This is a genomic window from Pseudomonas sp. KnCO4, from assembly GCF_045344305.1.
GTDB lineage: Bacteria > Pseudomonadota > Gammaproteobacteria > Pseudomonadales > Pseudomonadaceae > Aquipseudomonas > Aquipseudomonas anuradhapurensis.
Map to the genome: position 1 here is coordinate 912200 of NZ_CP174199.1, position 26668 is coordinate 938867.

30 protein-coding genes and 1 tRNA gene are annotated in these 26668 nt (G+C 63.5%); 26 read left to right on the forward strand and 5 right to left on the reverse strand.

The window, feature by feature from the left end; all coding sequences use genetic code 11:
* Positions 1 to 24 precede the first annotated feature (24 nt).
* The 4 genes from ACJA3S_RS04270 to ACJA3S_RS04285 are packed head-to-tail and all read left to right on the forward strand — an operon-like array spanning position 25 to position 3581.
* Positions 25 to 813 (forward strand): amino acid ABC transporter ATP-binding protein, encoded by a 789-nt coding sequence (locus ACJA3S_RS04270; protein WP_170028331.1) that lies wholly within the window; start codon positions 25 to 27, stop codon positions 811 to 813.
* Positions 813 to 1469 carry an amino acid ABC transporter permease gene (locus tag ACJA3S_RS04275; RefSeq protein ID WP_289133894.1) on the forward strand — a complete coding sequence of 219 codons (657 nt, stop codon included), beginning with the start codon at positions 813 to 815 and terminating at the stop codon, positions 1467 to 1469. The genes ACJA3S_RS04270 and ACJA3S_RS04275 overlap by 1 nt, the downstream gene beginning before the upstream one ends.
* Positions 1466 to 2149 (forward strand): amino acid ABC transporter permease, encoded by a 684-nt coding sequence (locus tag ACJA3S_RS04280; protein ID WP_406820942.1) that lies wholly within the window; start codon positions 1466 to 1468, stop codon positions 2147 to 2149. The genes ACJA3S_RS04275 and ACJA3S_RS04280 overlap by 4 nt, the downstream gene beginning before the upstream one ends.
* A gap of 4 nt (positions 2150 to 2153) precedes the next feature.
* A complete protein-coding gene (locus ACJA3S_RS04285; RefSeq protein WP_406820943.1) occupies positions 2154 to 3581 on the forward strand; it encodes an amidase in 1428 nt (475 codons plus the stop codon).
* A gap of 86 nt (positions 3582 to 3667) precedes the next feature.
* Here the strand turns inward: ACJA3S_RS04285 and ACJA3S_RS04290 are convergent, their stop codons facing one another.
* From ACJA3S_RS04290 to ACJA3S_RS04300, 3 genes are read right to left on the reverse strand one after another with little or no spacing between them, the layout of a single operon-like run.
* Positions 3668 to 4570 (reverse strand): transporter substrate-binding domain-containing protein, encoded by a 903-nt coding sequence (locus ACJA3S_RS04290; protein ID WP_406820944.1) that lies wholly within the window; start codon positions 4568 to 4570, stop codon positions 3668 to 3670.
* 29 nt (positions 4571 to 4599) lie between these two features.
* Positions 4600 to 4950 (reverse strand): RidA family protein, encoded by a 351-nt coding sequence (locus ACJA3S_RS04295; protein ID WP_406820945.1) that lies wholly within the window; start codon positions 4948 to 4950, stop codon positions 4600 to 4602.
* Between the two features lie 27 nt (positions 4951 to 4977).
* A complete protein-coding gene (locus tag ACJA3S_RS04300) occupies positions 4978 to 6219 on the reverse strand; it encodes a D-amino acid dehydrogenase (RefSeq protein WP_406820946.1) in 1242 nt (413 codons plus the stop codon).
* A gap of 107 nt (positions 6220 to 6326) precedes the next feature.
* Between ACJA3S_RS04300 and ACJA3S_RS04305 the strand changes: the two genes are divergently transcribed.
* Positions 6327 to 7232, forward strand: coding sequence for a LysR family transcriptional regulator (locus ACJA3S_RS04305; RefSeq protein WP_406820947.1), 906 nt, complete (start codon positions 6327 to 6329; stop codon positions 7230 to 7232).
* 103 nt (positions 7233 to 7335) lie between these two features.
* Here the strand turns inward: ACJA3S_RS04305 and ACJA3S_RS04310 are convergent.
* A tRNA-Leu gene (locus ACJA3S_RS04310) sits at positions 7336 to 7420 on the reverse strand.
* A gap of 107 nt (positions 7421 to 7527) precedes the next feature.
* On the opposite strand from ACJA3S_RS04310, the gene queA reads away from it, so the two are divergent.
* The 6 genes from queA (at position 7528) to ACJA3S_RS04340 (ending at position 13592) form a co-directional block, all read left to right on the forward strand.
* A complete protein-coding gene (queA, locus tag ACJA3S_RS04315; protein WP_406820948.1) occupies positions 7528 to 8577 on the forward strand; it encodes a tRNA preQ1(34) S-adenosylmethionine ribosyltransferase-isomerase QueA in 1050 nt (349 codons plus the stop codon).
* A gap of 14 nt (positions 8578 to 8591) precedes the next feature.
* Positions 8592 to 9707 (forward strand): tRNA guanosine(34) transglycosylase Tgt, encoded by a 1116-nt coding sequence (gene tgt / locus ACJA3S_RS04320; protein ID WP_161959640.1) that lies wholly within the window; start codon positions 8592 to 8594, stop codon positions 9705 to 9707.
* Positions 9708 to 9749: 42 nt separating this feature from the next.
* Positions 9750 to 10085 (forward strand): preprotein translocase subunit YajC, encoded by a 336-nt coding sequence (gene yajC / locus ACJA3S_RS04325; RefSeq protein WP_016713216.1) that lies wholly within the window; start codon positions 9750 to 9752, stop codon positions 10083 to 10085.
* Between the two features lie 64 nt (positions 10086 to 10149).
* Complete coding sequence (gene secD, locus ACJA3S_RS04330; protein ID WP_289133901.1) at positions 10150 to 12012, forward strand: protein translocase subunit SecD; 1863 nt, start codon at positions 10150 to 10152, stop codon at positions 12010 to 12012.
* Positions 12013 to 12022: 10 nt separating this feature from the next.
* Positions 12023 to 12931, forward strand: a complete 909-nt coding sequence (gene secF / locus ACJA3S_RS04335) for a protein translocase subunit SecF (RefSeq protein WP_406820949.1) — start codon at positions 12023 to 12025, stop codon at positions 12929 to 12931.
* 118 nt (positions 12932 to 13049) lie between these two features.
* The gene (locus ACJA3S_RS04340; protein ID WP_170028342.1) at positions 13050 to 13592 is read left to right on the forward strand and encodes a glycine zipper 2TM domain-containing protein; all 543 of its coding nucleotides are present in this window, start codon (positions 13050 to 13052) and stop codon (positions 13590 to 13592) included.
* A 210-nt stretch (positions 13593 to 13802) separates the two neighbouring features.
* Here the strand turns inward: ACJA3S_RS04340 and suhB are convergent, their stop codons facing one another.
* Entirely contained in the window at positions 13803 to 14621 is an 819-nt protein-coding gene (suhB, locus tag ACJA3S_RS04345) for an inositol-phosphate phosphatase (protein ID WP_170028343.1), read from the reverse strand.
* 151 nt (positions 14622 to 14772) lie between these two features.
* On the opposite strand from suhB, the gene trmJ reads away from it, so the two are divergent.
* From trmJ to ispG, 15 genes are all read left to right on the forward strand, one after another.
* Positions 14773 to 15528 (forward strand): tRNA (cytosine(32)/uridine(32)-2'-O)-methyltransferase TrmJ, encoded by a 756-nt coding sequence (gene trmJ, locus ACJA3S_RS04350; protein WP_406820950.1) that lies wholly within the window; start codon positions 14773 to 14775, stop codon positions 15526 to 15528.
* A 3-nt stretch (positions 15529 to 15531) separates the two neighbouring features.
* On the forward strand, positions 15532 to 16317 hold the full coding sequence (gene cysE, locus ACJA3S_RS04355) for a serine O-acetyltransferase (protein ID WP_170028345.1): 786 nt from the start codon (positions 15532 to 15534) through the stop codon (positions 16315 to 16317).
* Between the two features lie 179 nt (positions 16318 to 16496).
* Positions 16497 to 16988, forward strand: a complete 492-nt coding sequence (gene iscR / locus ACJA3S_RS04360) for a Fe-S cluster assembly transcriptional regulator IscR (RefSeq protein WP_051099959.1) — start codon at positions 16497 to 16499, stop codon at positions 16986 to 16988.
* Between the two features lie 46 nt (positions 16989 to 17034).
* The gene (locus ACJA3S_RS04365; RefSeq protein WP_170028346.1) at positions 17035 to 18249 is read left to right on the forward strand and encodes an IscS subfamily cysteine desulfurase; all 1215 of its coding nucleotides are present in this window, start codon (positions 17035 to 17037) and stop codon (positions 18247 to 18249) included.
* A 46-nt stretch (positions 18250 to 18295) separates the two neighbouring features.
* Positions 18296 to 18682, forward strand: a complete 387-nt coding sequence (gene iscU, locus ACJA3S_RS04370) for a Fe-S cluster assembly scaffold IscU (RefSeq protein WP_003248539.1) — start codon at positions 18296 to 18298, stop codon at positions 18680 to 18682.
* 28 nt (positions 18683 to 18710) lie between these two features.
* Positions 18711 to 19034, forward strand: a complete 324-nt coding sequence (gene iscA, locus ACJA3S_RS04375) for an iron-sulfur cluster assembly protein IscA (protein ID WP_170028347.1) — start codon at positions 18711 to 18713, stop codon at positions 19032 to 19034.
* An 8-nt stretch (positions 19035 to 19042) separates the two neighbouring features.
* A complete protein-coding gene (hscB, locus tag ACJA3S_RS04380; protein ID WP_170028348.1) occupies positions 19043 to 19564 on the forward strand; it encodes a co-chaperone HscB in 522 nt (173 codons plus the stop codon).
* Between the two features lie 42 nt (positions 19565 to 19606).
* On the forward strand, positions 19607 to 21469 hold the full coding sequence (gene hscA / locus ACJA3S_RS04385; RefSeq protein ID WP_406820951.1) for a Fe-S protein assembly chaperone HscA: 1863 nt from the start codon (positions 19607 to 19609) through the stop codon (positions 21467 to 21469).
* 3 nt (positions 21470 to 21472) lie between these two features.
* Positions 21473 to 21814, forward strand: coding sequence for an ISC system 2Fe-2S type ferredoxin (gene fdx / locus ACJA3S_RS04390; protein ID WP_406820952.1), 342 nt, complete (start codon positions 21473 to 21475; stop codon positions 21812 to 21814).
* A gap of 10 nt (positions 21815 to 21824) precedes the next feature.
* The gene (gene iscX / locus ACJA3S_RS04395) at positions 21825 to 22025 is read left to right on the forward strand and encodes a Fe-S cluster assembly protein IscX (RefSeq protein WP_023382209.1); all 201 of its coding nucleotides are present in this window, start codon (positions 21825 to 21827) and stop codon (positions 22023 to 22025) included.
* 89 nt (positions 22026 to 22114) lie between these two features.
* Positions 22115 to 22546: a nucleoside-diphosphate kinase gene (gene ndk / locus ACJA3S_RS04400; protein ID WP_023382208.1), complete on the forward strand. Its 432-nt coding sequence runs from the start codon at positions 22115 to 22117 to the stop codon at positions 22544 to 22546.
* 24 nt (positions 22547 to 22570) lie between these two features.
* Complete coding sequence (gene rlmN / locus ACJA3S_RS04405) at positions 22571 to 23716, forward strand: 23S rRNA (adenine(2503)-C(2))-methyltransferase RlmN (RefSeq protein ID WP_170028351.1); 1146 nt, start codon at positions 22571 to 22573, stop codon at positions 23714 to 23716.
* A gap of 14 nt (positions 23717 to 23730) precedes the next feature.
* Positions 23731 to 24492 carry a type IV pilus biogenesis/stability protein PilW gene (gene pilW / locus ACJA3S_RS04410; RefSeq protein WP_406820953.1) on the forward strand — a complete coding sequence of 254 codons (762 nt, stop codon included), beginning with the start codon at positions 23731 to 23733 and terminating at the stop codon, positions 24490 to 24492.
* On the forward strand, positions 24489 to 25553 hold the full coding sequence (locus ACJA3S_RS04415) for a RodZ domain-containing protein (RefSeq protein ID WP_406820954.1): 1065 nt from the start codon (positions 24489 to 24491) through the stop codon (positions 25551 to 25553). The genes pilW and ACJA3S_RS04415 overlap by 4 nt, the downstream gene beginning before the upstream one ends.
* 3 nt (positions 25554 to 25556) lie before the next feature.
* Positions 25557 to 26666, forward strand: coding sequence for a flavodoxin-dependent (E)-4-hydroxy-3-methylbut-2-enyl-diphosphate synthase (ispG, locus tag ACJA3S_RS04420; protein WP_038408727.1), 1110 nt, complete (start codon positions 25557 to 25559; stop codon positions 26664 to 26666).
* Positions 26667 to 26668: the final 2 nt, after the last annotated feature.

A 26668-nucleotide genomic window follows, 5' to 3' on the forward strand; every position in this document is an offset into this window, starting at 1 on the left:
ATAACAATAAAGAGGTTAACCAAGATGTCGACCCCGTCCGAACCTGCGTTGCTGCGCGTGCATGACCTGCACAAGAGTTATGGTGATCTGGAGGTGCTCAAGGGCATCAACCTGGAGTTGAAAGCCGGGGAAACGCTGTCGTTGATCGGCCCCAGCGGGTCGGGCAAGTCCACTTGCCTGCGCTGCATCAATTACCTGGAAAAACCCACCCGGGGCGATATCTGGCTGGGTGACGAGCTGATCGGTCAGGTCAAGGACGGCAAGCGCATACGCCTGATGAGTGACCGGGAAATGGCCCCGCAGCGTCGCGAGATCGCGATGGTGTTCCAGCTGTTCTACCTCTGGCCACATTTGACCGTGCGCGACAACGTCGCGCTGGGGCCGATCAAGGCGCAGGGCATGCCGCGCAAGCAGGCCTACGAGCTGGCTGATGCCATGCTGGAAAAGGTCCACCTGCGGCACAAGGCCGAGGTCTATCCCGAGCAATTGTCCGGCGGCCAGCAACAGCGGGTGGCGATCGCCCGCGCGTTGGCCCAGCAACCCAAAGTCATCCTGTTCGACGAGCCGACCTCGGCACTGGACCCGGAGCTGGTGGGCGAAGTACTCGCCGTGATTCGTGAGCTGGCGCAAGAGGGCCGCACCATGATCATGGTGACCCATGAAGTGCGCTTTGCCCGGGACGTGGCGGACCGGGTGATCTTCATGGACGGTGGCCACATTGTCGAGCAAGGGCCTTCGGCGCAGGTAATCGACAGCCCGCGTCATGAACGTACCCGCAGTTTTCTTGGGCGCATGGCCATGGAGGGTGCTTGATGGCGAACTTCGAGGTGTTTCTCGGGCTGTTGCCCCTGTTGTTGAAAGGCGCGCTCACCGCCCTGGAAATCGCACTATGCACCTTGCTGCTGGCGAGCGCCGGCGGCGTGGTATTGGCTGTGTTATTGACGTTCAGTCGGTCACGGCTGCTGCATGGGGTGATTGGCTGCTTCATCGAGTGGATGCGCAATGTGCCAGCGCTGGCGCACCTGTTCCTGATCTATTTCGGTCTTTCCTACCTTGGCATCAACCTGCCCGCATGGCTGGCCGCCATCGTTGGCCTGAGCCTGGTCGGCAGTGCGGTGTTGGCCGATATCTTCCGTAGCGGCTTGCAGTCGCTGCATGTCGGCCAGCATGAAGCGGGGTTGGCTGTCGGCCTGAGCCGGATGCAGATTCTGCGGTGCATTCTGTTGCCCCAGGCCCTGCGCGTGACCTTGCCAGCGTTCGCCAACTACGTCACCCAATTGATCAAGGACACCTCCATTGCCTCGGCCATCGCCGTGCCGGAGATCATGTTCCTGGCGCGCAATCTGGTGACCTCAACCTTCCAGACGTCACTGATCTACCTGGCGGTGATGTGCATCTACGCCGCGATGATCCTGCCGATCGGTGTGGGGTTCATTCGCCTCGAACGTCATTTGGGGAGCGCGCGATGATCGGTTTCTTCCAGCAATATCCTGAGTACTGGAGCGACTGGAGCGCTCGCCTGTTGCTTGGTGCACGGATCACTGCCGAACTGTCGCTGATCGGCTTCGCCCTGGCGCTCGTCCTGGGCGCGTTGTTGGTCTGGGCGCTACGAAGCCCCAACGGCATTCTCAGGCGCCTGGCCGCGTTGTTCATCCAGAGCATGCGCGCAGTACCGCTTCTGGCGTTGCTGCTGGCCCTGTATTTCGCGCTGCCCAGCCTGGGGTTGACCTTGTCCGGCTATTGGGCCGGGGCCATCGGCCTGGGCTTGCAGGGCGCCGCGTACGTTGCGGAAATCCTCCGTGGTGGCCTGGATGCGCTGCATCGCGGCCAGCGCGAAGCCGCTATCGCCATCGGCCTGACGCCGCTGAAAGCGTTTACCGCAGTCATCCTGCCGCAAGTGTTTCGGGTCATCTTGCCGCCCCTGCTCAACGCCTACGTGTCGATCCTCAAGGACAGCTCGTTGTGCGCCCTGATTGCCACCGATGAATTGATGCTGGCAGCGCGGGCCATCGCTTCGGAAACCTTCCTGCCAATGCATGTGTTCCTGCTGGTGGGGCTGTTCTATTTCGTTATCGCCTTCCCTCTTTCAATGCTGTCGCGGGTGCTTGAAAAGCACGTTTCACGCGGCCGCAAAACCGTGCGAGGTTGAACCTATGAACACCATGGATCAGGTAGCTTTCCACAGCATCGGCCAGTTGCAGCAGGCGCTGCAGGCCGGCTCGCTGACCAGCGAAGCGCTGGTGCGCGCGCAACTGGCGCGCATCGAGCGCTTTGACGAGCAACTGAATGCCTATGTCGAAGCCTATCCCTCGCGTGCGTTGAACGCGGCCATCGCCGCAGATCGCCAGCGTGCATCCGGCGTTCACCTGGGGCCGCTGCATGGCATTCCGCTGGCAATCAAGGATTTGTTCGAGATCCGAGGCCAGGCCATCACCGGTGGCTCATTGGCGCAGCAACCGCGTGTTTCCACGTTGACCGCCACTGCAGTGCAACGCCTGGAGCGGGCCGGTGCGATCATTCTCGGCAAGACCCACACCGTCGAATTCGCTTTTGGTGGCTGGGGCACCAACGCGGTCATGGGCACGCCGTGGAACCCGTGGGACCGTAACGTACATCACGCTCCGGGTGGTTCCAGCAGTGGTTCGGCAGTGGCCGTGGCCAGCGGCCTGGCGAGTGCGGCGTTGGGTACCGATACCGGCGGTTCGGTGCGGATTCCGGCGGGGATGTGCGGCCTGGTCGGGCTGAAAACCACGCGTGGCCTGGTCAGCCGCCATGGCTTGATCGAGCTGTGCCCTTCGCTGGACTCGGTAGGGCCTATCACGCACACGGTGGAAGATGCGGCGTGGATGCTGGATGCCCTGCTGGGGCCAGACCCGCTGGACCCGGTTGCGGTCCGCGCACCGGTGTTCAGCGCCGCTGCCGGCCTCGAGCGGCCGGTCGCCGGCTTGCGCATCTGGGTGTTGCCGGAGGCTGAACGCGCGCATATCGCTCCCGGCGTACTGAAGGCATACGACCAGGGGCTCAAGCAGTTGGCCGCGCTGGGCATGCAATTGATCGAGCAACCGCTGCCCACGTCGCTGGAGCAGTGCATGCGCATCGCTGGCGGGCTGATGAGCGCCGAGGGTTACGCCAACCTCGGGCGCTTGTTCGAGCGCGACGACCTGCGTTTCGACCCCCATGTGCAACGGCGCATACTCAGTGGCCGCGCCATCGACGCGGCGGCGTATATCCAGTTGCACCAGCAGCGCCGCGCCGCCCGGCAAGCCATGCAGGAGGCGATGAGCAACATCGACGCCTGCGTTTTCCCGACCAACGCCATTGGCAGTGTGCCGCTGGAAGAGGTCGACGAATATGGCACGCCATTGGCGTTGCTGGGGCGCTTCGCCAACCTGTTGAACCTGTGCTCGGTGGCGCTGCCCATCGGCTTCGATGAAAAGCGTATGCCTGTCTCGATGCAGATCGTGGGGCCGGCCTTCGCCGAAGCGCTGGTTCTGCGCATCGGCCATGCCTATCAGCAAGTCAGCGACTGGCACACGCTACGGCCTGAGGGTTGGGCGCTGGCGGACCACGCGCTGGCGTGATGGAGGGGAAACGCTGGCTCGGCAAGGACTTCCTGGCAGTGACCTTCGCAGGCCACTGCCGTTTGCCGGAATGGAGGCGGCTGAAGCTACTGCACCGGATCGCTCACTGGCTTGGCAAAGATGGCCTTGAGTTCGCTGGTCATCGGGAACTCCAGGTTCAAGCCTTTAGGCGGAATCGGCTGCTGGAACCAGCGTTGGTAGATCCCGTTGATTTCCCCTGAGCTGTACAGCTCGCCCAGCGACGCGTTCACCAGGGCGAGGAACTGCGGGTCATCCTTGCGTACCATGCAGCTGTAGATTTCCCGTGACTGCTCTTCCCCGACCACCACCCAGTTGTGCGGGTCGCGCGCCTTGGCGCGTTCGCCGTAGAGCAGCGCATCGTCCATGTAGAACGCCGCCGCCCGACCGGACTGCAACATCTGGAAGGCTTCGCCATGGTCCTTGGCGCTGATCACGAACATGTCCATCTTGTTATCGACGTTATAGCTTTTCAGGTAGCGTTCGTTGGTGGTGCCGGCGGTGGTTACCACATTCTTGCCGCGCAGGTCGGCGAAGCTCTTGATCCCGCTGTCCTTGGCCGTCAGCAGCTGGCCCTTGACGTAGATGAAGCCATAGGAAAACGCCACCTGTTTCTGCCGCTCTGCGGTGACGCCGGTCGAGCCGCATTCCAGGTCCACGGTACCGTTCTGCACCAGCGGAATACGGCTCTGCGAGGTCACCAGGTTGTACTTCACCTTGAGTTCGGGCAACGCCAGCTTCTGCCGCACCCGCTCGACGATCTTGTTCGCCAGGTCGACCGAGTAGCCCATGGGTTGGCCCGAGTGATCGCCCACGTAGGAGAACGGCACTGAAGCATCGCGATAGCCCAGGGTGATGCTGTTGGCTTTGGCAATCTTGCTTAACGTGGGCCCCAGCGCTGCTTCCTCGGCATGGGCCTGGGCACCGAGCAACACGGCAAGGGTGCAGCCGAGCAACGTGATTTTTTGCATTGTTATTCTCCGTTGTGGGTAAGGGGTGGTCAGCGGCGTGCCGCGATCACGGATATTTCCACCAGCACCTGCGGGCGTGCCAGTTCGGCCTGCAAGGTGGTGCGGCTGGGAGCCTGGCCGGGCGACAACCAGGCGGACCAGACGTCATTCATCGCGGCGAAATCCCTGCCGATGTCCTTCAGGTAGATGGTCGCGCTGAGCAGATGGTCTTTGTCGCTGCCAGCCTCGGCCAGCAATGCGTCGATTTTTTCCAGTACCTGGGCAGTCTGGCCGGTGGCATCGCTGGCGTCACCCGGCACCTGGCCGGAGAGAAACACCAGGTCGCCATAGGTGACGGCGGCGGACAAGCGTGGGTTGGGCTGGATGCGCTCAATGGTCATTGCGGTGGTCCTTCAGAGGGTTGGGGTTCAGGCCGCACGGGGCGTAAAGCCGTGCAGGTCGATGGCGGGCCGGCGCTGGCCGATCAGTTCGCTGAGCAGGCGTGCGCTGGCGCAGGCCAGGGTGAAGCCCAGCGCACCATGGCCAAGGTTCAGCCACAGGTTGCGATACGCCGTTGCGCCCAGCAGCGGTACGCCGCTAGGGGTCGCCGGACGCATGCCGGCCCATTCGATGGCGTGGTCGTAGTCGCCGGCATTGGCGAAGGTTTCGCGGGCCTGGCGTTTGAGCAGGGCCAGGCGCTTGGGGTCCAGCGACGGGTCGAAACCAACGATGTCGACCATCGCCGCCACTCGCAACTGCTCGCCGATCCGCGCGTAGACGATCTTGCGGTCGTAATCGGTGATGCTCAGGTCCGGCGCCCGGTGCTGGTTGCCGATCGGTACGGTCAGGCTGTAACCCTTGAGCGGGTACAGCGGCAGGTCGACACCCGGCAGTGCCAGCAACGCGCTGCGATGGCCGGCAGCAACCACCAGGTGCTCCACCGGCAGCACTTCGTCACCCAGTTCGATCGCACTCACCGCGCCATGTGCGTGGCGAATGCCGGAGACGGCCTGGCCCAGGCGGAACTGGCAACGTCCCGACGCCCGCAAGCGCGCCGCCAGTTGCTGGCAGAACGCGTGGCAATCACCGACTTCTTCATCCGGGGTATAGACGGCGCCGACAAAGGGCGCCTCTGCCAGCGCCGGGTCCAGGCGGGCGCAGTCGGCGTGCGACAGCACCTGTTGTTGCTGGGGCGCGGCAAGGTTGTTGCGTGCGTGTGCGAAACTGCTGGCCTGGCGGAAGGTGACCAGCTTGCCGTTGCGCCGCCAGTTGAAATCACTCAGGCCATCCTCTTCACGCCAGGCCTGCAAGGTCGACTGGCTCAACAGCGCCAGGCGCAACAGATGGCCGGCGTTGGCGCGATTGACCGAGGCGCGGCAAGCCCCGAGGAATGAGGCCATCCAACGCCACTGTGCCGGATCGAAGCGCGGTCGCAGCCTGAGCGGGGAGTCGCCGCGCAGCATCCAGCCAATGGCTTGCAATGGCACGCCGGCATCGGCCAGCGGCGCCACGTAGCGATAGGACAACTGGCCGCCGTTGGCGAAGCTGGTTTCACTGCCCAGCGAATCGCGAGCCTCGATCAGCGTCACCTCAACGCCGTCGCGTACCAGTGCGTAAGCCGTCGCCAGGCCGATCACGCCGCCGCCGATGATGCATACATGCTTTGCCATGTCAGTCCTTGTTCGTGGTTGGAACAAGCCTGAGGTTAGGGCCAGGTGACAGGCGGCGAAAAATGAATAAAGATCGCTGAGCCATAAACAAGGGTTATAGGCTTGCCATGCGCCTTCGCCATATCGAGATTTTCCAGGCCATCCGCCAGACCGGCTCGATCAGCGGTGCCGCGCATTTGCTGCACGTGTCCCAGCCTGCCGTGACCAAGGTGCTGCAACACGCCGAGCAGCAGTTGGGCTTCCCGTTGTTTCTGCGGGTGCGCGGCAAGCTGCAGCCGACGCCTGAAGCGCTGGAGCTGGAGCGTGAGGTCGACAAGGTCACGGAGAGCTTGCAAGGGGTGCGCCGCCTGGCGCAAAGCCTGCGTCGAGAGCCGGGCCACAGCCTGCGCATCGGTGCCACCCCGGCGCTGGCGCTGGCGCTGTTGCCGCCGGCGATTCACGAGTGGACCCAGCGTTATCCGGACATCGCCTGTGAACTGTCCAGCGCCCACAGCCGCGAACTGGTGCAGAACCTGCTGATGCGCGAGATCGATGTCGCCTTGACCCTGCAACAGCCCGATCACCCTGCGCTGAAGGCCCAGGCATTGGCCAGCGGGGTGCTGGTGGCGTTGGCACCGGCCGGCTATTGGCCGCCTGCGGATGAAGGCAAGCCGCTGCCATTGACGGCCCTGGCCGATGCGCCGTTGATCGGCCTGAGCAGCGCCGACCCGCTGTCGGCCCGCCTCGACAGCTACCTGAAGGCAGTCGAGCCACCGCCGCGGGTGAGCATCGCGGTGCAGACCTATTCGCTGGCCAGGGCGATGGTCGAGTCCGGCGCCGGGCTGGCGGTCATCGACCCGTTCACCGCACTTGGCGCAGCGCCTGGGGCGACCACGATTCGTCCGCTGGCCCCGGCATTGCCGATCACCTTGTATGCGGTGACCCGCGCTGCCGAGCCGTCAGCGCATACCTTGAGCGAGCTGCTGGCCATCTTCAGCAGCCGTGCCCAGGGGCAGCTGGACCGTTGGCGCTGATGGAAAACCGGGCGAGTGAAAATCGATAGACACAAAAAAACCGGCTCAGTGGCCGGTTTCTCTGCTGTTCCGGGTCCGCTAGGGACCGCTTGGAACGATGTGATGGTGCCCCGAGGGAGACTCGAACTCCCACTCCTTTCGAAAACGGATTTTGAATCCGCCGCGTCTACCAATTCCGCCATCAGGGCTTGTGGCGCGCAGTATAGAGAGGCTCCGCTGGTCGGTCAATCGGCTTTCATGGTCAATTTTCACACATTGGGCTAAACTTCCCGGCCCTGCCGAACCGAACATCATCATGCGCGTCGCCGATTTTTCCTTCGAACTCCCTGATTCCCTGATCGCCCGCCACCCGTTGGCCGAGCGCCATGGCAGCCGTCTGCTGGTGCTCGATGGGCCAACCGGCGCGCTGGCGCACCGGCAATTCCCCGACCTGCTCGAGTACCTGCGCCCGGGCGACCTGATGGTGTTCAACAACACCCGGGTGATCCCGGCGCGCCTGTTCGGCCAGAAGGCTTCCGGCGGCAAGCTGGAAGTGCTGGTCGAGCGCGTGCTCGACAGCCACCGGGTGCTGGCCCACGTGCGTGCCAGCAAGGCGCCCAAGGAGGGTGCGGTCATCCTCATCGACGGTGGTGGCGAGGCGGAAATGGTCGCGCGCCATGACACCTTGTTCGAGCTGCGCTTCAGCGAAGAGGTGCTGCCGCTGCTCGACCGCGTCGGCCACATGCCGCTGCCGCCCTATATCGACCGCCCGGACGAGGGCGCCGACCGCGAGCGCTACCAGACCGTGTACGCCGAACGCGCCGGTGCGGTCGCCGCGCCGACGGCGGGCCTGCACTTCGACGAGGCGCTGCTGGAGAAGATCGCCGCCAAGGGCGTCGAGCGCGCCTTCGTCACCCTGCACGTGGGCGCAGGTACCTTCCAGCCGGTGCGGGTCGACAAGATCGAAGACCACCACATGCATAAAGAGTGGCTTGAAGTGAGCCAGGATGTGGTGGATGCCATCGACGCCTGCCGCGCCCGTGGCGGCCGGGTGATCGCGGTTGGCACCACCAGCGTGCGTTCGCTGGAAAGCGCGGCGCGCGACGGCGTGCTCAAGGCCTTCAGCGGCGACACCGACATCTTCATCTACCCGGGCCGGCCGTTCCATGTGGTCGACGCCCTGGTCACCAACTTCCACCTGCCGGAGTCCACGCTGCTGATGCTGGTCTCGGCCTTCGCCGGCTACCCCGAGACCATGGCCGCCTATGCGGCGGCGGTGGCGCAGGGGTACCGCTTCTTCAGTTACGGTGATGCCATGTTCATCACCCGCAATCCGGCGCCACGCGGGCCCAAGGATCAAGCATGAGTCGCACCTGTCGAATGTCCTTCGAACTGCTGGCCACCGACGGCAAGGCCCGTCGTGGCCGCATCACCTTCCCACGTGGCACCGTGGAAACCCCGGCCTTCATGCCGGTCGGTACCTATGGCACGGTCAAGGGCATGCTGCCGCGCGATATCGAGGCCATCGGCGCCGAGATGATCCTGGGCAACACCTTCCACCTGTGGCTGCGCCCGGGCACCGAGGTGATCAAGAAGCACAACGGCCTGCACGACTTCATGCAGTGGAAAGGCCCGATCCTCACCGACTCCGGTGGCTTCCAGGTGTTCAGCCTGGGCGCCATGCGCAAGATCAAGGAAGAGGGCGTGACCTTCGCCTCGCCGGTCGATGGCGCCAAGGTGTTCATGGGCCCGGAAGAGTCGATGCAGGTGCAGCGCGACCTGGGCTCGGATGTGGTGATGATCTTCGACGAGTGCACCCCGTACCCGGCCGAGCACGATGTGGCGCGCGCCTCCATGGAGCTGTCGCTGCGCTGGGCCCAGCGCTCGAAGAACGCGCATGCCGACAACACCGCGGCGCTGTTCGGTATCGTCCAGGGCGGCATGTACCAGGACCTGCGCATGCGCTCGCTGGAAGGCCTGGAAAATATCGGTTTCGACGGCCTGGCCATCGGTGGCCTGTCGGTTGGCGAACCCAAGCACGAAATGATCAAGGTGCTGGATTACCTGCCGGGCCAGATGCCTGCTGACAAACCTCGTTACCTTATGGGGGTAGGCAAACCGGAGGATCTCGTTGAGGGTGTGCGCCGCGGCGTCGACATGTTCGACTGCGTGATGCCAACGCGTAACGCGCGCAATGGCCATCTGTTCGTCGATACCGGGGTGATCAAGATCCGCAACGCGTTCCATCGCCACGATGATTCGCCGCTGGATCCGACCTGTGATTGCTATACCTGCAGCAACTTCTCCCGCGCCTATCTCCACCACCTGGACAAGTGCGGCGAAATGCTGAGCAGCATGCTGAATACCATCCACAACTTGCGCCATTACCAGCGCTTGATGGCCGGTTTACGCGAGGCTATTCAACAGGGTAAATTGGCCGCCTTTGTCGACGCCTTCTACGCCAAGCGCGGGCTTCCGGTACCGCCCTTGGACTGACTGTCCGCATCCATTATTAGAAAATTACATTAGGAGTGCCCAATGAGCTTCTTGATCCCCGCCGCATACGCGGACGCCGCAGCACCCGCCGCCGGCCCAGCCGGTACCGGCTTCGAGTGGATTTTCCTGGTCGGTTTCCTGGTCATCTTCTACCTGATGATCTGGCGCCCGCAGGCCAAGCGCGCCAAAGAGCAGAAGAACCTGCTGAGCAACTTGCAAAAGGGTGACGAAGTTGTCACCAACGGCGGCATCGCCGGCAAGATCATCAAGGTTTCCGATGATTTCGTGGTCCTGGAAGTTTCCGACAACGTCGAGCTGAAGTTCCAGAAGGGTGCCATTGCGGCCACCCTGCCAAAAGGTACGCTCAAGGCTATCTGAGTTACCAGTTTCATTTTTCCAGTCGGGGCGCGCAAAGCGCCCCGCGTCTTGAACGGGCGGCGTGATGCTGAACAAATACCCTCTGTGGAAATACGCACTGATCGTGCTGGTACTGGCGATCGGTTTTATTTATTCCGCTCCCAACCTCTACCCGGATGATCCGGCGGTACAGATCAGCGGTGCCAGCTCGGCGCTGCACGTGAGCCAGGCCGACCTCGATCGCGTCAGCAAGGCGCTGGTCGATGCCAAGATCGCCGTCAAGGGCGCGAGCCTGGGTGAAAAGGGCAGCGGGCTGATCCGCCTGACCAGTCAGGAAGACCAGCTGCCAGCCAAGGATGTCGTGCGCAAGGCACTCGGCGATGACTATGTCGTGGCCCTGAACCTGGCCCAGACCACCCCGCAATGGCTGCGCAACCTGGGCGCCAGCCCGATGAAGCTGGGCCTGGACCTGTCCGGTGGTGTGCACTTCCTGCTGGAAGTGGACATGGACAAGGCCATGAGCGCGCGCATGAAAGTCTACGAAGGCGAGGTCAAGACCTTGCTGCGCAAAGAGCGCGTCCGCTACCGCAGCCTGCCTCAGCAGGATGGCGGCATCATGCTGGGCTTCGCCGACGATGCCACCCGCGAGCAGGCACGTGCCCTGATCCGCAAGAATTTCAATGATTTCGACCTGACCACCACCGAGCGCAACGAGCTCGCCGTGCTGCGTCTGGCGCTGACCCAGGCGAAAGTCGCCGAGATCCGCGAATACTCGATCAAGCAGAACCTCACCACCGTGCGCAACCGGGTCAACGAGCTGGGCGTGGCCGAGCCGCTGGTACAGCGCCAGGGCGCCAACCGCATCGTGGTCGAGCTGCCAGGCGTGCAGGATACTGCCGAAGCCAAGCGCATCCTCGGCAAGACCGCCAACCTGGAGTTCCGCTTCGGTGCCGAGCCGGGTGCATCCAAGGCTACCACCGAAGTGTTCGAGTTCCGTGAAGGCGGCCGCTCCGCCGCGGTCGAACGCGGCCTGATCATTACCGGTGACCAGGTGACCGATGCCCAGGCCAGCTTCGACGAGCACGGCCGCCCGCAGGTGAACATCCGCCTCGATGGCCACGGTGGCGAGCTCATGAGCCGTGCTACCCGCAGCAATGTCGGCCGCAGCATGGCGGTGATCTTCATCGAGCAGAAGCCGATCACCCGCTACGTCAAGCAGACTGTCGACGGCGTCGAGAAGGACGTTGCCGTACAGAGCTTCCAGGAAGAGAAGAAGATCATCAGCCTGGCGACCATCCAGTCGCCGCTGGGCAGCCAGTTCCGCATCACCGGCCTGAACGGCCAGGGCGAATCGTCCGAGCTGGCCCTGCTGCTGCGTGCCGGGGGCCTGGCCGCGCCGATGTACTTCGCTGAAGAACGTACCATCGGCCCAAGCCTGGGTGCCGACAACATCACCAAGGGTATCGATGCGTCGCTGTGGGGCATGCTGTTCGTCTCGCTGTTCATCATCGCCATCTACCGCGGCTTCGGCGTGATCGCCACCGTCGCCCTGGCGGGCAACATGGTCCTGCTGCTGGCGCTGATGTCGCTGCTGGGTGCCACCCTGACCCTGCCAGGTATCGCCGGTATCGTGCTGACCATGGGTATGGCGGTGGATGCCAACGTGCTGATCTTCTCGCGTATCCGCGAAGAGCTGAACGCTGGCATGTCGGTGCAACGCGCCATCCATGAAGGCTTCAACCGCGCCTACACCGCGATCATCGACGCCAACCTGACCAGCCTGCTGGTCGGCGGCATCCTGTTCGCCATGGGTACCGGCCCGGTGAAGGGCTTTGCGGTCACCATGTCCCTCGGGATTTTCACCTCGATGTTCACCGCCGTCATGGTGACCCGCGCAATGGTCAACCTGACCTGTGGCGGGCGTGACATCAAGAAGCTGTGGGTTTGAGGGAGCTGCGATGAAAACCATCAATTTCATGGGCGTACGCAATGTCGCGTTCGCCATCACCGTGCTCCTCACCGTGCTGGCGCTGTTCAGCTGGTGGCAGAAGGGCCTGAACTTCGGCCTCGACTTCACCGGCGGTACGCTGATCGAGCTGACCTACGAACGCCCCGCCGACCTCCAGGCGGTGCGTAGCGAGCTGGTCAGCTCCGGCTTCCACGAGGCGGTGGTGCAGAGCTTCGGCGCCACCACCGACCTGCTGGTGCGCATGCCGGGCGATGACCCACAGTTGGGCAACAAAGTGGCCGAAGCCTTGCAGAAGGCTGGCGGCGACAACCCTGCCACGGTCAAGCGGGTCGAGTTCGTTGGCCCGCAAGTGGGTGAAGAGCTGCGCGACCAGGGTGGCATGGGCATGCTCCTGGCTCTGGGCGGCATCCTCATCTACCTGGCCTTCCGCTTCCAGTGGAAGTTCGCCGTGGGCGCGATCGTCTCGCTGATCCACGACGTGGTGGTGACCCTGGGTATCCTGTCGTTCTTCCAGATCACCTTCGACCTGACCGTACTGGCTGCGGTGCTGGCGATCATCGGTTACTCGTTGAACGACACCATCGTCGTGTTCGACCGGGTGCGCGAGAACTTCCGGGTCATGCGCAAGGCCTCGCTGATCGAGAATATCAACGTCTCCACCACGCAGACCCTGCTGCGAACCATCGCCACCTCGGTTTCGACCCTGCTGGCCATCGCCGCACTGCTGTTCTTCGGCGGTGACAACCTGTTCGGCTTCTCGCTGGCGCTGTTCATTGGCGTCATGGCCGGTACCTACTCGTCGATCTACATCGCCAACGTGGTGCTGATCTGGCTGAACCTGAACAGTGAAGACCTGATCCCGCCGGCCAAGACCGACGGTGTCGACGACCGCCCATAAGGCATGCTGCATGCCGCCTGGCGGCCGAAAAGGCGCAAGTGTTGAACTTGCGCCTTTTTTTTCGCTCCAAGGCTGGGAGAAGGCGGGTCGGACCCGCGGGTATGATCAGGAGGTTCGTGTGAACAAATCAATGCTGGTGGGTGCGGTACTGGGTGCTGTCGGTGTGACTGCCGGAGGTGCTGTCGCGACCTACAGCTTGGTCAACAAGGGGCCTGAGTATGCGCAGGTCACCGACGTGCAACCGATCAAACAACAGGTAAAAACCCCGCGTGAGGTCTGCAAGGACGTCACCGTGACGCGGCAGGCGCCGGTCAAGGACCAGCACCAGATCGCCGGTACCGTGGTGGGCGCGATTGCCGGTGGCCTGCTGGGTAACCAGATCGGCGGTGGTACCGGCAAGAAGATTGCCACCGTGGCCGGTGCGGTCGGTGGCGGTTATGCCGGTAACAAGGTGCAGGAAGGCATGCAGGAGCGTGACACCTACACGACCACGCAAACCCGCTGCAACACGGTCAATGACATCAGCGAGAAGGTGGTGGGCTACAACGTGAAGTACACCATTGGCGACCAGGTAGGGCAGGTGAAGATGGATCATGAGCCTGGTTCGACCATTCCGGTGGACAAGAATGGCAAGCTGATCCTCAGCGAAGCCGGGCAATAAGTCCCGGCGCGGTCTGCTCTTTGTAGGAGCGGCCTTGTGTCGCGAACGGGGTGCGAAGCAGCCCCGACAATCTGATATGGCACAGATCGTGGGGGCGCTTCGCACCCCTTTCGCGACACAAGGCCGCTCCTACACGGATCGCGAGAGCCCTGGGAAACAGGCACAAAAAAAGCACCCCGTGGGGTGCTTTTTCGTATCTGCAATCCGCGCTTAGCGCTTCATGCTTTCCGGCAGGTGCGGCTGGATGGCGGTCAGCACCGCCTTGAAGCACTTGATGTTGCCAGCAACGATATGGCCTTTCTCGAGGAAGTCATGGCCACCGTTGAAGTCGCTGACCAGGCCGCCCGCTTCCTGGATCAGCAGCACGCCGGCCGCCATGTCCCACTCGGACAGGCCCGACTCCCAGAAGGCGTCGAAACGGCCAGCGGCAACGTAGGCCAGGTCCAGGCTGGCGGAGCCGGCGCGGCGGATGCCGGCGGTCTGGCCGGTCAGCGCGCGGAACATACCCAGGTAGTTGTCCAGCTCGGCCATCTGGCTGTCACGGAACGGGAAGCCGGTGCCCAGCAGGGCGCCTTCGAGGCTGGTGCGCGAGCTGACGCGCAGGCGGCGGCCATTGAGCTGGGCGCCACGGCCACGGCTGGCGGTGAATTCTTCCTGGCGAACCGGGTCGACGATCACGGCGTGCTCAAGGCGGCCACGGTATTTGCAGGCGATGCTGACCGCGAAGTGCGGGATGCCACGCAGGAAGTTGGTGGTGCCGTCCAGCGGGTCGATGATCCACAGGTAGTCCTTGCCTTCTTCGCCGCTACCCGCGTGCAGGCCGGTTTCCTCGCCCTGGATGGAGTGGTTCGGGTAGGCCTTGCGCAGGGCGTTGACGATGCTCTGCTCGGCGGCGCGATCGACTTCGGAAACGTAGTCCTTGGCCTCTTTCTCATCGACCTTGATGCTATCCAGGCGTTCGATGGAGCGGAAAATCAGTTCACTGGCGCTGCGAGCGGCGCGCAGGGCGATATTCAGCATAGGCTGCATGGGCGGGTCACCTGGAGATGTTAAAGAAGAAAGCCGATCATTCTAGCAGAAAACTTTGGCGGCAGAAGTGTCACATTTGCTTTCGTGGCGTTACGTCTGTCGGTTCTGTAAGATCGAAAGCCCTGATTCCTGCATCTGTGAGCACAACACCTTGCTGCAAAATATTCGTGTTGTTCTGGTCAATACCAGCCACCCCGGCAACATCGGCGGCGCTGCACGAGCCATGAAAAACATGGGCTTGTCGCGTCTGGTGCTGGTGCAGCCGAAAGAATTTCCCGCCGTGGATGCAAGCGCCCGAGCCTCGGGAGCCGACGATGTGCTGGACAGCGCCCAGGTGGTCGACAGCCTGGAGCAGGCGCTGGTTGGCTGCAACCTGGTGATGGGCACCAGCGCCCGCGAGCGGAGCATCCCCTGGCCGCTGATCGGCCCGCGTGAATGCGGAGCCAAGGCGGTGGAGCATGCCAATCGCGGCGAGGAGATCGCCCTGGTGTTCGGGCGCGAGCACGCCGGCCTGACCAACGAAGAACTGCAGCGATGTCACTTCCACGTGCACATTCCCTCCAACCCCGACTTCAGCTCGCTGAACCTGGCTGCGGCTGTCCAGGTGCTCGCCTACGAGGTGCGCATGGCCTGGCTGGCGGCCGGTGAAGCCCCGGGCAAGGTCGACAAGGTTGACGCCAGCGAACTGGCGACCATGGACGAAATGGAGCTGTTCTACGACCACCTGGAAAAGACCCTGGTCGGTATTGGCTTCCTCGACCCCGAAAAGCCCAAGCACCTGATGCCGCGCCTGCGCCGGCTGTATGGGCGGGTCGCGGTCGAGCGTTCGGAAATGAGCATTTTGCGCGGCATCCTCACCGAGACCCAGAAAGTGGTCCGGGGCGAGCCGCATAAACGGAAGGACTGACAGATGTTCGAACGCCTGCGTGAAGATATTCAAAGCGTATTCCACCGCGACCCGGCCGCGCGCAATGCCTTCGAGGTGCTCACCTGCTACCCCGGCATGCACGCCATCTGGCTGCACCGCCTGGGCCATGCCCTGTGGAAGCGTGATTTCAAATGGCTGGCCCGCCTGGTGTCGAACTTCGGGCGCTGGCTGACTGGCATCGAGATCCACCCCGGCGCCACCATCGGCCGGCGCTTCTTCATTGACCATGGCATGGGCATCGTCATTGGTGAAACTGCCGAGATCGGCGACGATGTCACCCTGTACCAGGGGGTGACCCTGGGCGGCACCAGCTGGAACAAAGGCAAGCGCCACCCGACCCTGGAAAACGGCGTGGTGGTAGGGGCGGGGGCCAAGGTGCTGGGCCCGTTCACCGTCGGCGCCGGGGCCAAGATCGGCTCCAATGCGGTGGTGACCAAGGCGGTGCCGGCGGGCGCCACGGCGGTGGGTATTCCGGGGCGAATCATCGTCAAGAGCGAAGACACTGAAGTCGAGGCCAAGCGCAAGGCCATGGCCGAGAAGATCGGCTTCGATGCCTACGGGGTCAGCGGCGACATGCCCGATCCGGTGGCGCGGGCCATCGGCCAGATGCTCGATCACCTGCAAGCGGTCGACGAGCGGCTCGAGGGGATGTGCGGCGCCCTGACCAAGATGGGCAGCGACTATTGCGCCAAGGAGCTGCCGGCCCTGCCGGAAGATGACTTCAAGGATGTCGCCGAGGTGGCCCAGCGCGACACTCAGCCGCATTGATTGCGCCGTGCCCGCGGTGCCGTGACATACGGGGCGTGTGCTCACGCCCCTGGTCTGCTACAATCGCGCCCGCCTCCCCGATGCAAACCCGACTAAAGCACTAGGTCTAATAGTTGACTTAAATGCTCGGGAATCGCATACTCGCACCCATCCCGAAACTCCCGTGGTACCCAATAGCCATGCGACTGACTACCAAAGGCCGATACGCCGTGACCGCCATGCTCGACCTGGCGTTGCACGCGCAGCATGGGCCGGTGTCTTTGGCCGACATTTCCGAGCGCCAGGGCATTTCCCTCTCTTATCTGGAGCAGCTGTTCGCCAAGCTGCGCCGCAGCAGCCTGGTTTCCAGCGTGCGCGGTCCAGGCGGTGGCTACCAGCTGTCGCGGGGCATGGAAACCATCCAGGTGGCCCAGGTCATCGATGCGGTCAACGAATCGGTCGATGCCACCCGCTGCCAGGGCCTCGGGGACTGCCATGCCGGTGATACCTGCCTGACCCACCACCTGTGGTGCGACCTCAGCCAGCAGATCCATGAATTCCTCAGCGGCATCAGCCTGGCCGACCTCGTCATGCGCCGTGAGGTGCAGGAAGTCGCCCAGCGCCAGGACCTGCGGCGTGTCGCAGGCCGAGCCGCCCAGCTGGACAAGATTGAGACGTCCGCCGTCGATTGATCCCCCTGGGACGACGAGCGACGCCACCGCCTGATAGGAGAGACAAATGAAGTTGCCGATCTACCTCGATTACTCCGCGACCACCCCGGTCGACCCACGTGTGGCCCAGAAGATGGCCGAGTGCCTGCTGGTCGACGGGAACTTCGGTAACCCGGCTTCGCGCTCCCATGTCTTCGGCTGGAAGGCCGAGGAAGCGGTCGAGAACGGTCGCCGTCAGGTTGCCGAACTGATCAATGCCGATCCGCGCGAAATCGTCTGGACCAGCGGTGCCACCGAGTCCGACAACCTCGCACTGAAAGGTGTTGCGCACTTCTATCAGACCAAGGGCAAGCACATCATCACCTCCAAGATCGAGCACAAGGCGGTGCTGGACACTGCTCGCCAGCTGGAGCGTGAAGGGTTCGAAGTCACCTACCTGGAGCCGGGCGAAGACGGCATCGTCACCCCGGCCATGGTCGAGGCGGCGCTGCGTGACGACACCATCCTGGTCTCGCTGATGCACGTGAACAACGAAGTCGGCTCGATCAACGACATCGCCGCCATCGGTGAACTGACCCGCTCGCGCGGCGTGCTGTTCCACGTCGATGCCGCGCAGTCGGCCGGCAAGGTCGAAATCGACCTGCAGAAGCTGAAGGTCGACCTGATGTCGTTCTCGGCGCACAAGGTCTACGGCCCCAAGGGTATCGGCGCGCTGTACGTCAGCCGCAAGCCGCGTGTGCGCCTGGAAGCCATCATCCACGGCGGTGGCCATGAGCGCGGCATGCGTTCGGGCACCCTGCCGACCCACCAGATCGTCGGCATGGGCGAGGCCTTCGCCATCGCCAAGCAGGAAATGGCCGCTGAAAACGCGCGCATCAAGGGCCTGAGCGAGCGCTTCTTCAAGCAGGTTTCCAACCTTGAAGAACTGTACGTCAACGGCAGCCAGACCGCCCGCGTACCGCACAACCTGAACCTGAGCTTCAACTACGTCGAAGGCGAATCGCTGCTGATGTCGCTGAAGGACATCGCCGTATCGTCCGGTTCGGCATGCACCTCCGCGTCGCTCGAGCCGTCGTACGTACTGCGCGCCCTGGGCCGCAACGACGAGCTGGCGCACAGCTCGATCCGCTTCTCCTTCGGCCGTTTCACCACCGAAGAAGAAGTCGACTACGCCGCGCAGAAGGTCTGCGAGGCAGTGAACAAACTGCGTGAGCTGTCGCCGCTGTGGGACATGTACAAAGACGGCGTTGACATCTCCAAGATCGAGTGGGCCGCCCACTAAGCAGTCGCCGGCAAGAGCGGCTCCCTGATGAGGAAGGAATTGCACCATGGCATACAGTGAAAAGGTCATCGACCACTACGAAAACCCGCGCAACGTCGGCAAGATGAATGCCGAAGACCCGGACGTCGGCACCGGCATGGTCGGCGCCCCGGCCTGCGGTGACGTGATGCGCCTGCAGATCAAGGTCAACGAACAGGGCGTGATCGAAGACGCCAAGTTCAAGACCTACGGCTGCGGTTCGGCCATCGCGTCCAGCTCCCTCGCCACCGAGTGGATGAAGGGCAAGACCCTGGACGAAGCCGAAACCATCAAGAACACCCAGCTGGCCGAAGAACTGGCGTTGCCGCCGGTCAAGATCCACTGCTCGGTACTCGCCGAAGATGCCATCAAGGCAGCGGTACGCGATTACAAGCAGAAGAAAGGCTTGATCTAAGTCGCCTGTTGCGAGGTAAGGAGTGCAGATGGCTATCAGCATGACAGAAGCCGCCGCCAACCACGTGCGGCGTTCCCTGGAAGGGCGCGGCAAGGGTGAAGGCATTCGCCTGGGCGTGCGCACCACCGGTTGCTCGGGCCTGGCCTACGTGCTGGAGTTCGTCGACGAACTGGCGGAGGAAGACCAGGTGTTCGAGAACCATGGCGTCAAGGTGATCATCGATCCCAAGAGCCTGGTCTACCTCGACGGCACCGAACTGGACTTCGTCAAGGAAGGGTTGAACGAAGGCTTCAAGTTCAACAACCCCAACGTGCGCGGTGAGTGTGGCTGCGGCGAAAGCTTCAACGTTTGAGGCTGGCTGTGGGTACTCCTTGTCATTTCGCATTGTTTGACCTCCAGCCAAGCTTCCGTCTGGATCTCGACAAGCTGGCCACTCGCTATCGCGAGTTGGCCCGCGAAGTCCATCCCGACCGCTTTGCCGATGCCTCCGAGCGCGAGCAACGCGTAGCCCTGGAAAAGTCCGCAGCGCTCAACGACGCCTACCAGACCCTGCGCAGTGCGCCGCGTCGCGCCCGCTACCTGCTGGCCATCAGCGGCCACGAAGTGCCCCAGGAAGTCACGGTCCACGACCCGGACTTCCTGTTGCAGCAGATGCAGTGGCGCGAGGAGCTCGAAGAGCTGCAGGACGAAGCCGACCTTGACGGTGTCGGTGTGTTCAAGAAGCGCCTGAAGGTCGCCCAGGACACGCTGAACGAGGATTTCGCCGCTTGCTGGGACGCCCCGGGCGAGCGCGACAAGGCCGAGCGCCTGATGCGCCGCATGCAATTCCTCGACAAGCTCGCCCAAGAAGTGCGCCAACTGGAAGAGCGCCTCGACGACTAACCCGGTGCTGCCCGTGATGGCACCTAAGGTATTCAGATAAGCATGGCCCTACTGCAGATTGCCGAACCCGGTCAAAGCCCTCAGCCGCATCAGCGCCGCCTGGCGGTGGGGATCGACCTGGGTACCACCAACTCCCTGGTCGCCGCACTGCGCAGCGGCCGTAGCGAGCCCCTGCCCGACGCGCAGGGCAACGTCATTCTGCCGTCCGCGGTGCGCTACCTCGAAGGGCGCAACGAAGTGGGGCAGGCTGCGCGTGACGCTGCCTCCAGCGACCCGCTGAACACCGTGCTGTCGGTCAAGCGCCTGATGGGGCGCGGCCTGGCCGACGTCAAGCAATTGGGCGAGCAGCTGCCGTACCGCTTCGTTGGCGGTGAATCGCACATGCCGTTCATCGATACCGTACAGGGGCCGAAGAGCCCGGTTGAAGTGTCCGCCGACATCCTCAAGGTGCTGCGCGAGCGTGCCGAAGCCACCCTGGGCGGTGAACTGGTAGGCGCGGTGATCACCGTGCCGGCCTATTTCGACGACGCCCAGCGCCAGGCCACCAAGGACGCTGCACGCCTGGCCGGCCTCAATGTGCTGCGCCTGCTCAACGAGCCGACCGCGGCCGCCGTGGCCTATGGCCTGGACCAGAACGCCGAGGGCGTGGTGGCCATCTATGACCTGGGTGGCGGCACCTTCGACATTTCCATTCTGCGCCTGACTGCCGGCGTGTTCGAAGTGCTGGCCACCGGTGGCGATACCGCCCTGGGTGGTGACGACTTCGACCACGCGATAGCCGGCTGGATCATCGAGCAGGCCGGCCTGTCGTCCGACCTCGACCCGGCCACCCAGCGCGCATTGCTGCAAACCGCCTGTGCCGCCAAGGAAGCCCTGACCGACGCTGACGTGGTCGGCGTCAGCCATGGTGCCTGGCAGGGCGAGCTCAGCCGTGCCGCTTTCGAAGCCATGATCGAACCGCTGGTCGCCCGTAGCCTCAAGGCCTGCCGCCGCGCTGTGCGTGACAGCGGCATCGAGCTGGAGGAAGTCAGCGCCGTGGTCATGGTCGGTGGCTCGACCCGCGTGCCGCGTGTGCGCGAAGCGGTGGGCGCGTTGTTCGGGCGCACCCCGCTGACCTCGATCGACCCTGACCAGGTAGTGGCCATCGGTGCCGCGATCCAGGCCGATACCCTGGCCGGCAACCGCCGTGAGGGTGGCGAGTTGCTGCTGCTCGATGTCATCCCGCTGTCGCTTGGCCTCGAGACCATGGGCGGGCTGATGGAGAAGGTGATCCCACGCAATACCACCATTCCGGTAGCGCGTGCGCAGGAGTTCACCACCTACAAGGATGGCCAGACGGCCATGATGATCCACGTGCTGCAAGGTGAACGCGAGCTGATCAGCGACTGCCGCTCGCTGGCGCGTTTCGAGCTGCGCGGCATTCCGGCCATGGTCGCCGGTGCGGCAAAGATCCGCGTCACCTTCCAGGTCGACGCCGACGGCCTGCTCAGTGTCGCTGCCCGCGAGCTGGGTTCGGGCGTGGAGGCCAGCATCCAGGTCAAGCCGTCCTACGGCCTGACCGACGGCGAAATCGCGCGCATGCTCAAGGACTCCTTCGAACACGCAGGTTCCGACAAGCAGGCCCGCCAGTTGCGCGAGCACCAGGTGGACGGCGAGCGCCTGCTCGAAGCGGTACAGGGCGCCCTGGACGCCGATGGCGAACGCCTGCTCAGCAGTGACGAGCGCGAAGCCATCGAATTCCAGATGCAAGAACTACGTGATTTGCTGGCCGGCACCGATGGCGCTGCCATCGAGCAACAGACCAAGCGTCTGTCGCAGGTGACCGACGCATTTGCCGCCCGTCGCCTTGATTCGACGGTCAAAGCCGCACTGGCCGGGCGCAACCTGAATGAGATCGAGGAGTAACCGATGCCGCTGGTGACATTCCTGCCGCACGAGAAATTCTGCCCGGAAGGGCTGACTGTGGAGGTTGAGTCCGGGACCAACATCCTGGAGCTGGCCCACGACCATCACATCGAGATGGAAAGCGCCTGCGGCGGCGTCAAGGCCTGCACCACCTGCCATTGCATCGTGCGCAAGGGCTTCGACTCGCTGGAAGAAGCCGACGAGCTGGAAGAGGACATGCTGGACAAGGCCTGGGGCCTGGAGGCTCAATCGCGCCTCGGCTGCCAGGTGGTCGTCGCTGACCAGGACCTGGTCATCGAGATCCCCAAGTATTCGCTCAACCACGCCGCCGAAGCGCCGCACTGAGGTTTGTTCCATGAGCCTGAAATGGATTGATGTACTTGAGATCGCCATCCAGCTTGCAGAAAGCAAGCCGGACGTCGATCCTCGTTATGTGAATTTCGTCGATCTGCACCGCTGGGTGCTGGCCTTGCCAGAATTCAGCGACGATCCGTCACGCGGCGGTGAGAAAGTGCTCGAGGCCATCCAGGCGGCCTGGATCGAAGAAGCCGACTGAACGCGTCCTGCAGGTTAGGCAATCCCCTGGAACCCGCGTATAATTCGCGGGTTTAATTTTTCGCAACACTCATTTTTCTGGAGTTTTCCATGGCTGTTCAACGTACTTTCTCCATCATCAAGCCTGACGCCGTCGCCAAGAACGTCATCGGCGAGATCACCACTCGTTTCGAGAAAGCCGGCCTGCGCGTCGTCGCTTCGAAAATGAAGCAACTGTCCAAAGCCGAAGCCGAAGGCTTCTACGCCGAGCACAAAGAGCGCGGCTTCTTCGCTGACCTGGTTGCCTTCATGACTTCCGGCCCGGTCATCGTTCAGGTTCTGGAAGGCGAAAACGCCGTTCTGGCCAACCGCGAGCTGATGGGCGCCACCAACCCGAAAGAAGCTGCTGCCGGCACCATCCGTGCTGACTTCGCCGTTTCCATCGACGAGAACGCCGTTCACGGTTCCGACTCGGAAGCTTCGGCTGCCCGCGAAATCGCTTACTTCTTCTCCGCTACCGAGCTGTGCGACCGCATTCGCTAAGCGAAGCAGGTCTTGGGTGATTCCATGAGTGACATGACTGGCAAGATCAACCTGTTGGGCCTGACCCTGCAGGAAATGGAAAAATTCTTCGAGTCGATCGGAGAGAAGCGTTTTCGTGCCGGTCAGGTCATGAAATGGATTCACCACTATGGCGTCGACGATTTCGCCGCCATGACCAATGTCGGCAAGGCCTTGCGCGAAAAGCTCGAGGCCGTTGCCGAGATTCGGGGCCCGGAAGTGGTCAGTGAAGACATTTCCGCCGACGGCACCCGCAAGTGGGTGGTGCGCGTTGCTTCCGGCAGCTGCGTCGAAACCGTCTACATCCCCACCGACGACCGTGGCACCCTGTGTGTCTCGTCGCAAGCCGGCTGTGCCCTGGACTGCAGCTTCTGCTCCACCGGCAAGCAAGGCTTCAACAGCAACCTCACCGCCGCCGAAGTGATCGGCCAGGTGTGGCTTGCCAACAAATCCTTCGGGACCGTTCCGGCCAAGATCGACCGCGCCATTACCAACGTGGTCATGATGGGCATGGGCGAACCCCTGCTCAATTTCGACAATGTCATCGCCGCCATGAAGATCATGATGGAAGATCTCGGCTATGGCATTTCCAAGCGTCGCGTCACCCTCTCGACATCAGGCGTGGTGCCGATGATCGATGAGCTGGCGAAGCACATCGACGTGTCGCTGGCGCTGTCGCTGCACGCGCCGAACGACGAACTGCGCAACAAGCTGGTACCGATCAACAAGAAGTACCCGCTCAAGATGCTGCTGGAATCGTGCATGGGCTACATGTCCACCCTGGGTGGCAAGCGTGTGCTGACCATCGAGTACACCCTGCTCAAGGACGTCAACGACCAGCCCGAGCACGCTGCGCAAATGATCGAGCTGCTGCGCGACGTGCCGTGCAAGATCAACCTGATCCCGTTCAACCCGTTCCCGCATTCGGGTTACGAGCGGCCGAGCAACAACGCCATCCGCCGCTTCCAGGACCTGTTGCACCACGGTGGCTTCAACGTCACCACCCGTACTACCCGTGGTGATGACATCGACGCCGCCTGCGGCCAGCTGGTTGGCCAGGTCAACGACCGCACCCGCCGCAGCGAGCGCTATATCGCTGTGCGCCAGCTTTCTGCGGACGCCGACCTGCAAGACAGCGCTGCGCAGCACTGACCGGGACCTTGCCCATGAGCCTGCGCGCCGCGCTGTCGATCCTTGCGCTTTCGCTGCTGGCCGGCTGCGTGTCGGGCGGCGCGGGCGACCCCCTGGCCAGCCGCCAGGGCCGGGCAGAGGCAGGGCGGGCTTATGTGCAGCTTGGCCTGGGCTATTTGCAACAAGGTTTGACCGAGCAGGCCAAGGCCCCGCTGGGCAAGGCCTTGGCCCTGGACAACGACGACGCCGATGCGCACGCCGCCCTGGCGCTGGTGCTGCAGGCCGAAGGCGAGGCCGAAATGGCCGAAAGCCACTTTCGCAAGGCACTGCAGGTGCGCCCTGGCGACACGCGAATTCGCAACAATTACGGCAGTTTCCTTTATGCTCAGGGGCGATTTGCCGAGGCCGAGCAGATGTTTCGCCTGGCCAGCGCCGATACCCTGTATCCTGAGCGTTCACGCGTTTACGAGAACCTGGGCCTGACTGCCCTGAAGCTCGAGCGCCGCGACCAGGCGCATGCCTATTTGCTGAAAGCTTTGCAACTCAACCAGCGGCAACCGAAAGCGTTGCTGGAAATGGCTGAGTTGTCCTTCGAAAACAGGCATTATGTGCCGGCCCGGGACTACTACGATCGTTTCAGCCAGCTGAGCGAACACGATGCCCGTAGCCTGCTGCTGGGCAGCCGCCTTGCCAGGGTGTTCGACGAGCAGGGCAAACTGGCCGAGCTGGGTCAGCAATTACAACGACTTTATCCCGGTACGCCGGAATATCAGCAATACCTGTCGGAGCAACGATGAAAGCCGCGCATCCCGAAGTAGCCGTAGCGCCTGGCCAGAACCCCGGTGAGCTTTTGCGTCAGGCCCGTGAGAACCGGGACTGGTCACAAGCCGAGGTGGCCCGCAAGCTCAACCTCACTGTCAGTTCGTTGAACCACGTGGAAACCGGCGCCTTCGACAAGCTGCCCGGGCATACGTTCGCCCGTGGCTACATCCGTGCCTATGCCAAGCTGATGGACCTGGACCAGGCCGCCCTGGTAGATGCCTTCGACCGCTATACCGGTACCCACGCCAAAGGCAGCGACGTGCACTCGCTGGGCCGTATCGAAGAGCCGGTGCGCCTGTCGCACAACATCCTGCGTGGGGTCAGCCTGCTGTTGCTGGTGGCCGTGGTCGGTGGCGGCTTCGTCTGGTGGCAGGACCAGGGCAGCCTGCGTGGCAAGGACCTGGCCAAGATCGCCCTGGAGCACGTCGAAGTCGAGAGCGCCGACGGTACCACCCAGATTCACCCGCTCGATGAGCCTGAAGACCAGGCCGTTTCGGCTGGCCAGCAGCCCGAGAGCGCGCCGCTGCCGCTGGAGCAAGGCGCCAACGGGCAGCCTGCTGCTGTCACCGAACAGGCCCCGGCAAGCGCCGCCGCCGTTGCCGCAGCACCTGCCCCGGCGCCCGCGCAGCAGGCTCCGGCGCAGCCAGCGGTCAATGCACCGGTGGTGGCGCCTGCGCCGGCAGCGCCGGCAGCGCCGGTCGCTCCGGCCCCGGCGCCGGCTCCGATCGCCCCAGCGGCGACCGTAGCCGCCGCCGAGCCTGCCACGCCCGCCGTGCCTGCCGAAGTGCCGGCCGGCAGCGGCAAGGTGGCCATCCAGTTCAGCGCCGATTGCTGGACCCAGGTCAGCGACGGCAATGGCAAGGTGCTGTTCAGCGCCATCAAGCGCAAGGGGGACAACCTCGAGCTGACCGGCAAGCCGCCGTTCGCGGTACGCCTGGGCTTTGCCCGTGGCGCCCAGGTCAGCTACAACGGCCAGGCCGTCGATGTTGCCCCGTTCACCAGTGGCGAAACCGCTCGCCTGAAGTTGGGACAGTAAGTCATGCACGGCGAATCTCCGATCAAACGTCGCGAATCCCGCAAAATCTGGGTCGGCAATGTGCCTGTGGGTGGTGATGCGCCCATCGCGGTGCAGAGCATGACCAATACCGACACTAACGATGTGGCCGCCACCGTGGCGCAGATCCAGCGCCTGGTCGATGCCGGCGTGGACATCGTGCGGGTCTCGGTGCCGGACATGGACGCCGCCGAGGCGTTCGGCCGCATCAAGCAGCAGGTCAGCGTGCCGCTGGTTGCCGACATTCACTTCGACTACAAGATCGCCCTGCGCGTGGCCGAACTGGGCGTCGACTGCCTGCGTATCAACCCGGGCAACATCGGCCGTGAAGACCGCGTGCGCGCGGTGGTCGATGCGGCCCGCGACCGTGGCATCCCGATCCGGATCGGCGTCAACGCCGGCTCCCTGGAGAAGGACCTGCAGAAGAAGTATGGCGAACCGACCCCGGCTGCGCTGGTCGAGTCGGCGCTGCGCCACGTCGAGCACCTCGACCGCCTGGACTTCCAGGACTTCAAGGTCAGCGTCAAGGCCTCCGACGTGTTCATGGCCGTCGAAGCCTACCGCCTGTTGGCCAAGCAGATCGTGCAGCCGCTGCACCTGGGCATCACCGAAGCCGGTGGCCTGCGTTCCGGCACGGTGAAATCCGCTGTCGGCCTCGGTATGCTGCTGGCCGAAGGCATTGGCGATACCATCCGTATCTCGCTGGCGGCCGACCCGGTCGAAGAAGTGAAGGTCGGCTACGACATCCTCAAGTCGCTGCACCTGCGCTCGCGTGGCATCAACTTCATCGCCTGCCCGAGCTGCTCGCGGCAGAACTTCGATGTGGTCAAGACCATGAACGAGCTGGAAGGGCGCCTGGAAGACCTGCTGGTACCGCTGGATGTGGCGGTGATCGGTTGCGTGGTCAACGGCCCGGGCGAAGCCAAGGAGTCCCATGTGGGGCTGACCGGCGGTACGCCGAACCTGGTCTACATCGACGGCAAGCCGGCGCAGAAGCTGACCAACGACAACCTGGTCGACGAGCTGGAAAAGCTCATCCGCCAGAAAGCGGCCGAAAAGGCCGAAGCTGACGCGGCGCTGATCGTCCGTGGCTGACA